The sequence below is a fragment of the Cupriavidus sp. GW823-FHT06D04 genome (genome assembly GCF_058795055.1).
Window position 1 is genome coordinate 1 of sequence record NZ_JBXAHL010000078.1, and the last position, 13876, is coordinate 13876.

The 13876-nt window shown below is 69.3% G+C and carries 15 protein-coding genes; 9 read left to right on the forward strand and 6 right to left on the reverse strand.

Translation table 11 applies throughout. The features are described from left to right. The first annotated feature begins 254 nt into the window (after window positions 1-254). From pxpB to pcp, 6 genes are all read left to right on the forward strand, one after another. Complete coding sequence (pxpB, locus tag AC1Q7H_RS39015; protein WP_114133774.1) at window positions 255-902, forward strand: 5-oxoprolinase subunit PxpB; 648 nt, start codon at window positions 255-257, stop codon at window positions 900-902. Then, window positions 899-1918: a 5-oxoprolinase subunit C family protein gene (locus AC1Q7H_RS39020; RefSeq protein WP_013955212.1), complete on the forward strand. Its 1020-nt coding sequence runs from the start codon at window positions 899-901 to the stop codon at window positions 1916-1918. The genes pxpB and AC1Q7H_RS39020 overlap by 4 nt, the downstream gene beginning before the upstream one ends. A gap of 55 nt (window positions 1919-1973) precedes the next feature. After that, on the forward strand, window positions 1974-2714 hold the full coding sequence (gene pxpA, locus AC1Q7H_RS39025; RefSeq protein ID WP_492382473.1) for a 5-oxoprolinase subunit PxpA: 741 nt from the start codon (window positions 1974-1976) through the stop codon (window positions 2712-2714). Between the two features lie 100 nt (window positions 2715-2814). Next, window positions 2815-3543 carry a DUF969 domain-containing protein gene (locus AC1Q7H_RS39030; RefSeq protein WP_013955214.1) on the forward strand — a complete coding sequence of 243 codons (729 nt, stop codon included), beginning with the start codon at window positions 2815-2817 and terminating at the stop codon, window positions 3541-3543. A gap of 10 nt (window positions 3544-3553) precedes the next feature. After that, complete coding sequence (locus AC1Q7H_RS39035; protein ID WP_013955215.1) at window positions 3554-4504, forward strand: DUF979 domain-containing protein; 951 nt, start codon at window positions 3554-3556, stop codon at window positions 4502-4504. A 15-nt stretch (window positions 4505-4519) separates the two neighbouring features. Continuing rightward, entirely contained in the window at window positions 4520-5170 is a 651-nt protein-coding gene (pcp, locus tag AC1Q7H_RS39040; RefSeq protein ID WP_013955216.1) for a pyroglutamyl-peptidase I, read from the forward strand. 11 nt (window positions 5171-5181) lie between these two features. Here the strand turns inward: pcp and AC1Q7H_RS39045 are convergent, their stop codons facing one another. Genes AC1Q7H_RS39045 through AC1Q7H_RS39065 form a run of 5 tightly spaced genes read right to left on the reverse strand, consistent with a single transcriptional unit; the run spans window position 5182 to window position 10095 of the window. Next, window positions 5182-6432, reverse strand: a complete 1251-nt coding sequence (locus tag AC1Q7H_RS39045) for a VanZ family protein (RefSeq protein WP_211980529.1) — start codon at window positions 6430-6432, stop codon at window positions 5182-5184. A 19-nt stretch (window positions 6433-6451) separates the two neighbouring features. Next, window positions 6452-7099: an ABC-type transport auxiliary lipoprotein family protein gene (locus AC1Q7H_RS39050; RefSeq protein ID WP_492379845.1), complete on the reverse strand. Its 648-nt coding sequence runs from the start codon at window positions 7097-7099 to the stop codon at window positions 6452-6454. A gap of 52 nt (window positions 7100-7151) precedes the next feature. Continuing rightward, entirely contained in the window at window positions 7152-8093 is a 942-nt protein-coding gene (locus AC1Q7H_RS39055) for an MlaD family protein (RefSeq protein ID WP_013955219.1), read from the reverse strand. Continuing rightward, window positions 8090-8962 carry an ABC transporter ATP-binding protein gene (locus AC1Q7H_RS39060; protein ID WP_013955220.1) on the reverse strand — a complete coding sequence of 291 codons (873 nt, stop codon included), beginning with the start codon at window positions 8960-8962 and terminating at the stop codon, window positions 8090-8092. The genes AC1Q7H_RS39055 and AC1Q7H_RS39060 overlap by 4 nt, the downstream gene beginning before the upstream one ends. After that, on the reverse strand, window positions 8959-10095 hold the full coding sequence (locus tag AC1Q7H_RS39065) for an MlaE family ABC transporter permease (protein WP_211980531.1): 1137 nt from the start codon (window positions 10093-10095) through the stop codon (window positions 8959-8961). Before AC1Q7H_RS39065 ends, AC1Q7H_RS39060 begins: the two co-directional genes overlap by 4 nt. A 172-nt stretch (window positions 10096-10267) precedes the next feature. On the opposite strand from AC1Q7H_RS39065, the gene AC1Q7H_RS39070 reads away from it, so the two are divergent. The 3 genes from AC1Q7H_RS39070 to AC1Q7H_RS39080 are packed head-to-tail and all read left to right on the forward strand — an operon-like array spanning window position 10268 to window position 12744. After that, complete coding sequence (locus AC1Q7H_RS39070) at window positions 10268-11149, forward strand: biotin--[acetyl-CoA-carboxylase] ligase (RefSeq protein WP_492382474.1); 882 nt, start codon at window positions 10268-10270, stop codon at window positions 11147-11149. Continuing rightward, window positions 11146-11988 carry a type III pantothenate kinase gene (locus AC1Q7H_RS39075; RefSeq protein WP_211980533.1) on the forward strand — a complete coding sequence of 281 codons (843 nt, stop codon included), beginning with the start codon at window positions 11146-11148 and terminating at the stop codon, window positions 11986-11988. The genes AC1Q7H_RS39070 and AC1Q7H_RS39075 overlap by 4 nt, the downstream gene beginning before the upstream one ends. Before the next feature lie 42 nt (window positions 11989-12030). Continuing rightward, window positions 12031-12744, forward strand: coding sequence for an SPOR domain-containing protein (locus AC1Q7H_RS39080; protein WP_211980534.1), 714 nt, complete (start codon window positions 12031-12033; stop codon window positions 12742-12744). 15 nt (window positions 12745-12759) lie between these two features. Here AC1Q7H_RS39080 and rfaE2 read toward each other — a convergent pair whose 3' ends face one another. Next, entirely contained in the window at window positions 12760-13254 is a 495-nt protein-coding gene (rfaE2, locus tag AC1Q7H_RS39085) for a D-glycero-beta-D-manno-heptose 1-phosphate adenylyltransferase (protein ID WP_211980535.1), read from the reverse strand. Window positions 13255-13876 lie beyond the last annotated feature (622 nt).

Below are 13876 nucleotides of genomic sequence, written 5' to 3' on the forward strand. Positions count from 1 at the left end.
ATGAACCGCCGTATGCGGAACCGCACGTACGGTGGTGTGAGAGGGCTGAGGGGGTGACCCCTCACCCTACTCGATTGCCCAGCCATGGTGCAGCCGGTCGCAGTGGCCCTTGCGCCCCTAGGGTCAATCCTGACTGTTTCTCCTCGTCTCATTTCGATATGATGAATTCATCGATAAATTATCGATGAAATACAAACACGTCACATTCCGGCTTGCCTGCCTAAACTGGTAGCAAATGAGCTACCGGGAATCCCATGAACTGCACCGTCCACCGACTCGCCGAGCAGGCACTGCTGTACAGCGTGGCTCCCCCCGCCTCGCTGGAGGTCCAGCGCCGCATCTGGGCGATGGCTGCCCGGGCCGCGGACTGGCGCGGGGTGGTTGACGTGGTGCCGGGCATGAACAACCTGACCGTGATCTTCGACGGCAGCGCCGACGTGGACGCGCTGGAACGCAACCTGAAGCTCGCGTGGGCCTCCGGCGAGGCGCGCAATGCCACCGGCAAGCTGGTGGAGATCCCGGTGCGCTACGGCGGCGAGCATGGCCCGGACCTGGGCGATGTGGCGGCCCATACCGGGCTGACGCCGCAGGAAGTGGTGCGCCGCCACGCTGCCGGCGAGTACGTCGTCTACTTCCTGGGCTTCCAGCCGGGATTTGCTTATATGGGCGGCCTGGCGCCGGAGCTGGCCACGCCGCGCCGGCGTGAGCCGCGGGTGGCGGTGCCGGCCGGATCGGTCGGCATTGGCGGCGAGCAGACCGGGATCTATCCGGCGGTGCTGCCGGGCGGCTGGCAGCTGATCGGGCGCACCGACGCCGAGCTCTTCGTGGCGGACCGGGATCCGCCGTCCCTGTTTGCGCCCGGCGATACCGTGCGCTTTGTTGCCGAGGAAGTCATCGCGTGATCGAAATCATTCGTCCCGGCGCGCTCGCCTCGGTGCAGGACCTGGGCCGTACCGGCTTTCGCCGTTTTGGCGTCGGCCGTTGCGGGGCGATGGACATGCTGGCGGTGGAAGTCGGCAACCGCCTGCTCGGCAATGCGCCGGGCTGCGCCGCCATTGAATTCACGTTGGGCCGCGCCGCGCTGCGCTTCCATGCCGATATGCGCGTGGCGCTGGCCGGTGCCGAATGCGGCGCCAACCTGGACGGCGTGCCGGTTTGGTCGTGGCATGCCTTTGACGTGCACAAGGGCGAGACGCTGACGCTGCCGTCGACGCGCGGCGGCACGCGCGTGTACCTGTGCGTGGCGGGCGGCATCGACGTCGAGCCGGTGATGGGCTCGCGCAGCACCGACCTGAAGTCAGGCTTCGGCGGGCTGGGCGGGCGCGCGCTGCAGGAAGGCGACCGCCTGCCGGCGGGACGCCCGGGGCTGGTGGCCGAGACCGACTGGATCGGCGTGCAGGCGCCGGCGTGGGCGCTGCCCGCCAGCATCGAGGGCAAGGCCACGCCGGTCCGGATGCTGCCGGGGCCTGAATATGAGGACTTCGACGCGGCCTCGCAGGCCGCGCTGTGGCAGGCCGACTGGACCGTCACGCCCAACAGCAACCGCATGGGGCTGCGCCTGAACGGGCCCGCGCTGGCGCGGCGCGCCGAGCGCAGCGCCGACCTGCTGTCGCATGGCGTGGTGCCGGGCGTGATGCAGGTGCCGCCGGGCGGCCAGCCGATCGCGCTGATGGCCGATGCGCAAACCACTGGCGGCTACCCCAAGATCGGCGTGGTGATCGGCGCGGACCTGTGGCGGCTGGCGCAGGTGCCGCTGGGTGCGCCGGTGCGTTTCGTGCAGGTGACGCTGGCGCAGGCAGAGGCGGCGCAGGCCGAGCTGGAGCGCTACCTGCGCCAGATCGACCAGGCGCTGCGGTGGCAGGGCGATGGCATGCCCATCGGCGCGCGGCGGCGCGCACACACGCGCGTGGCCGCATAGGCGCGCACGCGCGATAGCAATCGGGCGACGCAATGCGCCGCACAGGAGAATGGCAATGCATATCGATTTGAACGCCGACCTTGGCGAAGGCTGTGACAACGACGAGGCGCTGCTGGCGCTGATCAGTTCGGCCAATATCGCATGCGGCTGGCACGCGGGCGACGCGGCCACCATGGTGCGGACGGTGAAGTGGGCGCTGGAGCGCGGCGTGGCGATCGGGGCGCACCCGAGCTACCCCGACCGCGAGAACTTCGGCCGCACCGAGATGCAGCGCGACCCGGAACACGTCTACGCCGACGTGCTGTACCAGATCGGCGCGCTCGACGCGATCGTGCGCGCGCAGGGCGGCGAGCTGCATCACGTCAAGCCGCATGGCGCGCTGTACAACCAGGCCGTGCGCGATCCGGCGCTGGCCCGCGCGATCGTGCGCGCGGTGCGCGACTTCGATGCTGACCTGGTGTTCTTCGGCCTGGCCGGCAGCCAGATGATCGATATCGCCAAGGAGGCCGGCCTGCGCGTCAAGCAGGAGGTGTTTGCCGACCGCGGCTACAACCCCGACGGCACGCTGGTCAAGCGCGGCACGCCGGGCGCGCTGCATGAGGACGAGGAAGTCGCCCTGAACCAGACCCTGACCATGGTGCGCGAGAAACGCGTGCGCGCCATCGACGGCTCCTGGGTACCGATTCAAGCCGAAACCGTGTGTCTGCACGGCGACGGCGCCCACGCGCTGGCCTTTGCGCGCCGCATCCGGGAACGGCTGGGCGCGGAAGGCATCGCGGTCCGCGCCGGCGACTGAGCACTCCGTCTCAACCGCCAGCATCCACTGCGGCCGGCCCCGTCGTGCGGTAAGACGGCTGCCGTCCGCTCGCCTCCATCACACTCGTTTGGTGTCTCTTATGGAACAGGCAGTCAATCTCTGGCCCCTTGTCGGGGTCGGCGTCATCATCATCGGCTTCGTGCTGCGCTTCAATCCCATGCTGGTGGTGGTGCTCGCCGCGCTGGCCACGGGGCTGGCCGCGCCGATGCCGCTGATGCAGATCTTCTCGGCGATCGGTACCGCCTTCGTCAAGGCGCGCAACCTGCCGCTGATCATCCTGTTGCCACTGGCCGTGATCGGCCTGCTGGAGCGGCACGGGCTGCGCGAGCATGCGCAGGCATGGATTGCGCGCATCGCGTCGGCCACGGTTGGCCGCCTGCTGATCGTCTACCTGGGCGTGCGCGAGCTGACCGCCGCGATCGGCCTGACCAGCCTGGGCGGGCACCCGCAGATGGTGCGCCCGCTGCTGGCGCCGATGGCCGAGGGCGCGGCCGAGAACCGCTTCGGCCACCTGCCCGAGCCGGTGCGCCAGCGCATCCTGGCGTTCTGCGCCGCCACCGACAATGTCGGCCTGTTCTTTGGCGAGGACATCTTCGTGGCCTTCGGCGCGATCGCGCTGATGCACACCTTCCTGCTGTCGTCGAACATCGACGTGGAGCCGCTGCGTATTGCCGTGTGGGGCATCCCCACCGCGATCTGCGCTTTCCTGATCCACGCCGTGCGCCTGAAGCGCCTGGACCGCTGGCTCGAGCGCGAGCTGGGCGGCAAGGCCGCCGCGGCCGCCGTGCCTGCCAAGAGCGCCGAGTAAGGAGCGCGCCATGATCATTTCCATCGAATATCTCTACTGGCTCGCCGGCCTGGTGCTGGCGATCACCGCGCTGATGACCTTCGCCGACCGCGAGCATCCGCGCCGCCTCAGCACCGGCCTGTTCTGGCTGCTGTACGCGATCGTATTCCTGATTGGCGACCGGCTGCCGCCGGCCGCGGTCGGCATCGGCGCGGTGGTGATGGCGCTGATTGCGGGCTTTGGCGGCGTCGGCCACGGCAAGCACCACAGCCTGCCCGAGGAAGAGCGCCGCGCCAGCGCGCGCCGCCTGGGCAACAAGCTGTTCATCCCGGCGTTGCTGATCCCGCTGGTGACCGTGATCGGCACCATGCTGTTCAAGAACGTCAAGATCGCCGGCCTGCCGCTGCTCGATCCCAAGAACGTGACCTTTGTCTCGCTGGGGATCGGCTGCCTGATCTCGCTGGCGGTGGTGTGCTGGCTCACGCGCGACACCGTGGCGCAGGGCCTGCGCGAGTCGCGCCGGCTGACCGAGTCGCTGGGCTGGGCACTGGTGTTGCCGCAGATGCTGGCGATGCTGGGCCTGGTGTTCGCCGACGCGGGCGTGGGCAAGGCCGTGGCGCACCTGTCCACCGCCTATATCAACATGGACTACAAGCTGGTGGCGGTGGCGGTCTACTGCGTGGGCATGGCGCTGTTCACGGTGATCATGGGCAATGGCTTCGCGGCCTTCCCGGTGATGACCGGCGGCGTGGGCGTGCCGATCCTGGTCGGCATGTTCGGCGGCAACCCGGCGGTGATGGCGGCGATCGGCATGTTCTCGGGCTATTGCGGCACGCTGATGACGCCGATGGCGGCCAACTTCAATATCGTGCCGGCGGCGCTGCTGGAACTCGACGACAAGAACGCCGTGATCCGCGCGCAGGTGCCGACCGCGCTGGCGATCCTGGTGGCCAATATCGCGCTGCTGTACTTCCTGATGTAACCGCGGAGCCCCGCCATGCGTACTGTGCTGCTGACCGGCTTCGAGCCGTTTGAGAATGAACCGATCAATCCCTCATGGGAGGCCGTGCGCGCGCTCGACGGCGAGCGCGTGGGCGACGCCGTGATCGTGGCGCGGCAGCTGCCGTGCGTGTTCGGCGCGGCGATCGACACCATCGGCGAGCTGGTCGACGTGCTGCGGCCCGCGCTGGTGATCGCCGTGGGCCAGGCTGGCGGGCGCGCCGAGATGTCGGTGGAGCGCGTGGCGATCAATGTCGACGATGCGCGCATTGCCGACAACGCCGGCGCCCAGCCGATCGATACCGCCATCGTCGCAGGCGGCCCGGCCGCCTACTTTGCCACGCTGCCGATCAAGGCGATGGTGCGCGACATGCGCGCGGCGGGGGTGCCGGCCTCGGTTTCGCAGACCGCCGGCACCTTCGTCTGCAACCATGTCTTCTACGGGCTGATGCACCGGCTGGCGCAGCAGCCGGATGGCGACGTGCGCGGTGGCTTCATCCACATCCCCTACCTGCCCGAGCAGGCGGCGCGCCATCCGGGCCAGCCCAGCCTGGCGCAGGAAACGCTGGTGAAGGGATTGCGCGCGGCGGTGGCGACGGCGCTGTCGACCCGCGCCGATGTGCGCGAGCAAGGCGGCCAACTGCACTAGGCCCGCCAGCGCTATTCCTGGGTACCGGCCGCGGCCGCCTCACGGCGCGCCGCGGCCTTTTTCCTGGCGTGGCGGCGCAGGCTGACCTGTTCGAAGCGCCAGATCACATAGCAGAACGCCAGGAACGGCCACAGCCAGCCCAGCCATTGCGCCAGGCTGTTGAAGTGGATAAAGCGGCCCATGCGCCAGCCTTGCTCCGAGATCCACGCATAGGGGTTGGATGGCAGCACATTGGTCAGCACCACCAGCACGATCAGCGCCACCATCGCCAGCACCGCGCGCAGCCAGCGTGGCAGGTACAGCAGCAGCGCCAGCACCAGCGAGCTGGTCAGCAAGGCAAAGCGCCCGCCTTCGGACAGCCAGACAAAGGCGCTCTCGGACGGAAACTGCAGTTCGGCAGCAGTGGCCTTGAGCAGCAGCGCCGCCGCCAGCAGGCCGGCCAGGATGCGCAGCATCGGCGCGCTGCGGCGCATCGCGATCGAGGCAAACAGGCCCGTGCCGACCCAGCTGCTGGCGGTCACCAGCGATTCCAGCAACTGCTGGCTCTGCATGTCCTCGGGCCGCAAGCCGATATGGTCCTGCCAGGCCTCCAGCTGCGGGAACACCATCTGCAGCACCTGCATCGGCCAGGATTCCGGGTCGGTCAGCCATTCGCGCACGATGCCGCCCATGCCGAACAGGTGCTCTTGCGGAAACACCTGCGCAAACGGCCACAGCAGCAGCAGGATGATGGCAAAGCTGGCGTGGGGCTCGAACCACGCATGGCGCAGGCGCGTCAGGCGCCCGTCGTCGATCAGTGCCCGGGTGAACGGCGCCACCACCGCGCCGCCCAGCAGCGCACCCAGCGCATTGGTGATCAGGTCGATATTGGAGGAGATGCGGCTTGGCAGCCAGGTCTGGAAGGCCTCCATGCAGGCCGACAGCAGCGCCCCGGCCACCAGTGCCACCAGCGTGGCGCGCCCGCCCGACATGCGCGGATGCAGCGACAGCACCACCAGCGCGCCGAACGGGAAGTATCCCAGCACATTGGTCAGCAGGTCGAAGTCGGTGATGTAGCGCGGCTTGGGCGCGCTCAGGAAGGCAAACGGCGAAACGCCGTTGTCGACCCAGCCCGAGAACGGGTACAGGCTGGCGTACACGACCAGCAGCGTGAAGCAAATCAGCCCCACGCGGGCGAGCGGCGAGTGCTGCGGGCCGCTGGCTTCCGGCGTTGGCTGAGCCGCCGGGGGCGGCGCGGAGGGCGGCGGGGGAGCCGGCTCCATGGCGTGTCTCCTTGCGTGTTTACTTTAGCCGCAGCGTGCCGACCCAGTCGAGCAGCGCCGCGATCACCGCGTCGCTGGCCTCGGCCAGCGCCTTGACGCCGCCGGCCCCGTCGGCGCTGGCCCCGGGCCGGCGCGCCTCGAAGGTCTGCTGGCCGAGCATGCCTTGCTGGAACACCGTGGCGCGCAGCCGCACCACGCCTTCGCTGGTGGTGGCGCTGTCGAACACCTGGTCGAACTCGATCAGGTCCACCTTCAACGCCGGCACGCTACTGTCGCCGAACCAGCTCAGCGTGCCGCGCGCGGCCACGGCCTCGCGCAGCCGCTCGTCGAACAGGCGCGTGGGCGACATCACCCAGCGTTGCGTGGCGTAGGCCTGCAGGCGCTGCGCCTGCGCATACTGCAGCCGATAGAAGAGGGCGTTGCCGTCCAGCCAGTTGGGCCCGTCGGTCTGTGCCACGCGCAGTTTGGGCAGCCGCGCCGGCGCGGGGTTCCCGTTGCCGGGGGTGGCGGCGGCCGGCGGGCCGAGATCGTAGGTGACGGTGGGGTTGTTGCCGCGCGTCAGCGCGCAGCCCGACAGCGCCAGCCCCGCGGCGGCCAGCAGCAGGGCGGCCTGGAGGCGGGAGCGCGCGGATCGGAGAAAGCGTGGCATCTCGGTCGCAGGGTTCACGGCGGTATCTCGCGGTTGGCGGTATCGGGTGAGGGGTGGCATGCGGGCCGCGCTATGGTGCGCTGAAGCCCGGCTCGCCCGGGCCCGGGGCAGGCGCGGGCGCGCCGAACAGCACGCTGCTCGGGCTCTCGTTGAACTGGCCGGCGGCGCGCTCGAAGGTGCGCGCGGTCTGGCGCGCGTCGCGCGCCAGACCATTGAGCTGCGGCAGGGTCTCTTCGCTGAAGGTGCCTGCCGCGGACTGCACCGACGAGGCCGCGCCCTGCATGTCGCGCCCGACGCTGTCGACGGTGCGCATCACCGTGCCGTTGGGGTTGGCCAGCTCCTGCGTCAGGCGCCGGGTCGATTCCAGCGTGGCGTTCAGGTTCTCGGTCACCTTCGGCAGCCGGTTGGCGGCCGGGCCCAGGGAATCGGACAGCCGCGAGTAGTCTTCCGCGGTCTTGCGCACCGCATGGATCGCGGCCATCAGCTCAGTGCGGTTGGCGCTCTGGAACATGTCGTTGAGCGAGGTCATCATGGTCTCGACCTGCGTCAGCAGCGAATCGCCGCGCTTTTCCAGCTCTTCGAAGAAGCCGGGGCGCATGGCGATGCGTGCCACCGCCTTGGGCGAGGTCGGCAGCGGCGGCGAAGCCGTGGCGCCGTCGTGCGTGGCGCTGTCGTCCAGTTGCACGTAGGCGATTCCGGTCACGCCCTGGAAGCCCAGCGTGCCATAGGTGGTGCGCGTGATCGGCGTGTCCTTGTTGACGTTGACGCGCACAATGATCTGGCCCGGCACCTGCGGGTCGAACTTGATCGACTCGACCTTGCCCACCGCCAGCCCGCGGTATTTCACGTCGCCCTGCGGCTGCAGGCCGTTGACGGTGGCGCGCGTGATCAGGTCGTATGGCACGCGCACGGCGTGGTCGCTGCTGAACCAGAAGATTGCGAACAACACCAGCACGGCCAGGCCGATGGTGAACACGCCGGCAAGGAACGCGTGTGACTTGTTTTCCATCATGCTTCTCCAGGGGGCGCCGCATCCGGCTGCCCGTGCGGTGGCAGCGCCTGCATGGCGCGCTGGGCGCGCTCGCCCAGGAAATACTCGCGGATGAAGGGGTGGTCCACCTTCACCACTTCAGGGATCGGCGCCGCGGCGATCACCTTGTGGTCCGCCAGCACCGCGACGCGGTCGGACAATGCCACCAGCGTGTCCAGGTCGTGCGTGATCATCACCACGGTCAGGCCCAGTTCGCGGCGCAGTTCGCGGATTAGCCGCACGTAGTCGTCCGAAGCCATCGGGTCCAGCCCGGCGGTGGGCTCGTCCAGGAACAGCAGTTCCGGCTCCAGCGCCAGCGCGCGCGCCAACGCCACGCGCTTGATCATGCCCCCGGACAGGTCCGCCGGCATCTTGTCGGCATCGCGCGCCGACAGCCCCACCAGCTGCAGCTTGAGCAGCGCCGCCTGGCAGATCAGGTTGTCGGGCAGCGCGCGTAGCTCGCGCAGCGGCAGCGCGATATTGTCGATCACCGACAGCGCCGAGAACAGCGCGCCGCGCTGGAACTGCAGCCCCCAGCGGTTGCGCAGCGCCTGCAGCTGCGCCGGGCGCAGCCGGGTCGGGTCTTCGCCGAACACCTTGATGGAGCCCGACGTGGGACGCTCCAGCCCCACGATCTGGCGCAGCAGTACGGTCTTGCCGCTGCCCGAGCCGCCAACGATGGACAGCACCTCGTCGCGGTAAACGTCCAGGTTCACATGGTCATGCACCACCGCCTTGCCGAAGCGCTTGACCAGGTCGCGCACCTCGATGACCGGGGTGCGGTCCGCCTTGCGGTCCGGCTTGCGTCCGGGTTTGCCGTCCGGCGTGGCGTTCGCTTGCGCCGCGCTCACAGGCCCACGTCCTTGAACAGGATGGCGAAGACCGCGTCGGCCAGGATCACCATGGTGATCGCGGTCACCACCGAGGCGGTGGTGCCTTCGCCCAGGCTTTGCGTATTGGGCTTGATGCGCAGCCCGAAGTGGCATGCGGTCAGCGCGATCAGGATGCCGAACACCACCCCCTTGCCCAGTCCGAGCCACAGGTTGGCCACCGGCACCGCATCGGGCAGCTCGCGCAGGAAGAAGGTGGCGCTGATGCCCAGCTGCCAGCGCGCGGCCAGGATGCCGCCCGCCAGCGCCATCACGTCGGTCCAGGCCACCAGCAGCGGCATGGCGATGGCCAGGGCGATCACGCGCGGCATGATCAGCCGGAAGCCGTGCGAGATGCCCATCACAAGCATCGCATCGAGCTCTTCGGTCACGCGCATCACGCCGATCTGCGCGGTGATGGCCGAACCCGAGCGGCCCGCGATCAGGATCGCCGCCAGCACCGGCCCCAGCTCGCGGATCACCGCCATGCCCAGGATGTTGACGATAAAGGTGCTGGCGCCAAACGTGCGCAACTGGTTGGCCGACAGGTACGACAGCACGATGCCGATCAGGAAGCCGACCAGCGCGGTGATGCCAAGCGCCTTGTAGCCCACGTTGTAGATATTGGCCGAGATCTCGCGCCAGGGGCCGCGCTGGGGCATGCGTGCAAAGCGCAGCAGGTCGAAGGTCAGCTGGCCCAGCATGCTGACGCCGCGGCCCAGCTGCGCGCCGAACGACAGCACGCTCGCGCCGAACAGCGTAACCGGGTTGAAGCGGTCCACCATGTGCTTCTTCCAGCCCTCGTCGTGCACTGCGGCGATGCGCTCGAACACGCGGCGCTGGCCTTCGCTGGCATCGAGCCGCTGCGGCAGCGCGCCGTTCCAGGCCTGCCACAGCAGTTGCCCGCCGATATGGTCCAGCCGCTCGACGCCGGCCAGCGACCACTGCGCGCTGTCTGGTGCCTGCGCCAGCTCATGCAGTTTCGCGCGCAGCTGTCGCGCCTGGTGGCAGCCGGCCAGGGCGAGCGCGGTCCAGTCGCCACGCAGCGCTACGCTGACGGTTCCGTCCCCGCGCGTGATATGGAAGTCTGGCGTCGTCTGGCGTTCCAAGGGCATGCGATGTGATGGCCGAGTCTCGATTCTAAGCCACCCGCCCCGCTGGCGCGACCGCGCCGTGCCGAGGCGGCGGCGCGGCTACAATGCGGCATCTGCAGCAGGCACTTGGGGCTCAGCCCTGCCCCCGCCTGTGTTTTCCACGATCGCCATCGATCCCAGCCCTTTGCCGCGCATGTCCGCCGTTCCTCCGACTCCATCCGACCCTTCCTCCCCATCCGGCGCCAACTGGCGCATCGATGCCGGCGCGCTGCGCGGCATGCTGTCGCCCGCGTTGAGCGACTGGACGCTGGAGCTGGTGGAAGAAACCGGCTCCACCAATGCCGACCTGACCGCGGCCTGCCGCCAGGCGCCGTGGTCCGACGCCGGCAGGCTGCGCCTGGCCTACCGCCAGACCGCCGGGCGCGGGCGCCAGGGCCGGCCGTGGCAGGGGCAGGCAGGCATGACCTTCTCGGTGGCACTGCCGCTGGCGCTGGCGCCGGCGCAGCTGAGCGGCCTGAGCCTGGCCGTGGGCCTGGCGCTGGCCGAGGCCCTGGGCGATGTCGAGGCGGGCCTCGGCGCACGGATCGGGCTGAAATGGCCCAATGACCTCCAGATCGATGAGCGCAAGCTGGCCGGCATCCTGATCGAGGCGGTGCCCGCCGGGCCGCAGCGGGTCTGGGCCGTGATCGGCATCGGCCTGAACCTGGTGCGCGACGCGCAGATGGAAGCGGCACTGGGCCGCGAGCTGGCGGGCGTGGCCGAGGCCATGCCCGGCTTCGACGCGCAGCGCGATGCCCCGCGCCTGCTGGCCGCGCTGCTGGAGCGGCTGGCGGCCATGCGCACCGCGTTCCTGGCGCACGGTTTCGGGCCGATGGCGCGGCGCTGGTCCGCGGCCGATGCCTACCGCGACCAGCCGGTGCGGCTGCTGCACGAGGGCAAGGTGATCGCCGAAGGCATGGCGCGCGGCGTCGACGAGGCCGGCCACCTGCTGCTGGAAACGCCGGCGGGGCTTGAGCGCATCGCCAGCGGCGAGCTGTCGCTGCGGCCCGTGCCGGGGCAGGGAGGCACCGCATGAGCGCGCCGCACCTGCTGATCGATATCGGCAATACCCGCCTCAAGTGGGCCTGGTGCGAAGCCGGTGCGGCGCTGCCCGCCACTGACGCGCTGCCCACGCCGTGGCAGCACGGCGGCGCGGTCGCCCATGCCGACGCCGGCGCGCTGCAGGCGCTGGCCGCTGACCTGCGCGCGCTGCGCGGCAGCGGGCCGATGCCGTCGGTGTGGATCAGCAATGTCGCCGGACCGGTGATTGCGGCCGCCGTGGATGCAGCGCTGGCCGAGGCCTTCGGGGGCTGTGCGCCGGTGCAATGGGTGCGCAGCGCCGCCGCGCAAGGCAACCTGGCCAACGGCTACCGCGAGCCCACGCAACTGGGCGTGGACCGCTGGGTCGGCGCCATCGGCGCGCACCGCTGGCTGCCGCACGACACGCTGCTGGTGGTGACCGCGGGCACCGCCACCACGCTGGATATCGTCACGGCCGCGGCGGACGGCAGCGCGCGCTTCGAAGGCGGCCTGATCCTGCCCGGCCTGGCACTGATGCTGGGCACGCTGGCGCGCAACACCGCGCAGCTGCCGGCACTGGACGTGGACGATGCCGGCACCGTGGCGGGCGCGCACCTGCGTTGGGCCGACAACACGCACGACGCCATTGCCGCAGGCTGCCTGGCCGCGCAGGCCGGCGCCATCGAACGCACCTGGCGCGCGCTGGGCGAGCGCGGGCCGGCGCGTCGCCCCGTGCGCTGCCTGCTGTCCGGCGGTGCCCGCGGCGCGCTGGCTGGCGCGCTCGCGGTGCCGTTCGAGATGCACGATAATCTGGTGCTGCTTGGCCTGCACGCGATGGCATCGGCCGGCGCCTAGCGCGCAGCGCAACTTCTCACACGCCTCAATCCACCCCGACCCATGACCGCCCCAGGCCAGCCCGCCCGGCCACGCTCGCCGCGCATCGTCCCGCTGTTGCTGCTGCTCGCCAATGCCATGCTGCTGGGGGCGGTGCTCGGGGTGTTCGGCGCGAATCCGCTGGCCGGCTGGTTTGAAACGCCGCGTGAGCCGCAGCGGCTGCAGCAGCAGGTACGTGGGGAACGGATGCGGGTGCAGGCACCAGCGTCGGCACCAGCGGCGGATGCCGCACCGCGCAGCGCGCTGCCGTCGGCCACGCTGGCTGCCTGCATCGAGATCGGTGGCTTCAGCGCCCAGGCGGCGCGCCGCGCCACTGAAGACCTGGCCGCCGCCGCGCTGCGCGTGGAAGCGTTCGCGCGGCAGGAACAGGTGCGCTGGTGGGTCCATCTGCCCGCGCAGCCCACGCGCGAGCATGCCGAGCGCAAGCTGGCCGAACTGCGCCGGCGCAATGTGACGGAGTACTCGCTGGTGACCGCCGGCACGCCCGAGGCCACGACCTATACGGTGTCGCTGGGCCTCTTCCGCGAGCGCGAGCATGCCGAGCAATATCTCGATTCCCTGCGCGGCCACGGCGTGCGCACCGCCATGTTGACCGACGCCGCGCGGCCGCTCACGCGGCAGTGGCTGCGCGTGCGCGATGCCGACGATGCGGCGCGCGCCCGGCTCGAGGCCATGCGCCAGCGCTACGGCGCCGAGGACGTGCTGGCCTGCTCCTGAGCAACCTGATCAGCCTTAGCTGCCCTGGCGTACCCTGGTCAGCAGCTTGGTGGTCGAGCGGTCGTGCAGGAAGGGGATGGCGTAGGCCTGGCCGCCCCAGCTGCGCACCAGCCGGGTTTCTTCCAGCGTGTCGATGTCGTAGTCGCCGCCCTTGACGTAGATGTCGGGGCGCACCAGGCGGATCAGTTCCACCGGGGTCTGTTCGCGGAACATCGTGACCAGGTCGACCGACTCCAGCGCGGCCAGCAGCGCCATGCGGTCCGATTCATGGTTCAGCGGGCGGTCGTCGCCCTTGCCCAGCATCTTCACGGAAGCATCGCTGTTGACGCCGACCACCAGGCTCGCGCCCAGTGCGCGCGCCTGTGCCAGGTAGGTGGCATGGCCGCGGTGCAGGATGTCGAAGACACCATTGGTGAACACCAGCGGGCGCGGCAAGGTGGCGATGCGCGCGGCCAGCGCGGCGGGGGTGTCAGGCAGGGTCAGCTTGGATTCGAAAGCGGGTACGGACATGGGGTCGGCATCGGAAAGTGGAGGCCAGCCCCTGGTCGGAGCCGGCGTGCTTGCCCGAGATGGTACCCCTTCTTGTGATCTCTGCCGGCGGTGGGCCCTGGTTACCCCGTCACGCACAGCCTGCCGGATCGACAACCGGCCTGGCCTGCTGCCACGCCGGGAACTGCGAGGCATGACACCACGAATTAAATGAATTCGTAATGCTGGATTTACAGCGCATTGAGTGTCAGGATAATCGTCGCGTGCTTTAAATATTTTATTTTCGGATATAAGTTTATTCGACGAACGGGCGCCAGCCATGGGTTTGCCGCCACTGCGTGACAGCATGGCAGTACATGGGACGGGAATGAATGATGTAGTAACCAGCTACTACCTGCATCGTAGTCGGCTCGTTTATCATGCCAGGCGCTTGATTTTCCAGGATTAGGAAAACAGTCATGCAGAATACCCGCCACAACCGGATCAGGCCCGGTGCGCCGCGGCGGGTCGCATTTGTCGGGAATGCGTCCAGGCAATAGAAGGGCAAAAAAAAGCCCCGCTTCGGCGGTAATGCCGTTCAGTTAAGTCTGAACGGCATTTTTCTTTGCAGGGGTTGTAAACAAGGTGTCGAGCTGTTAACTTG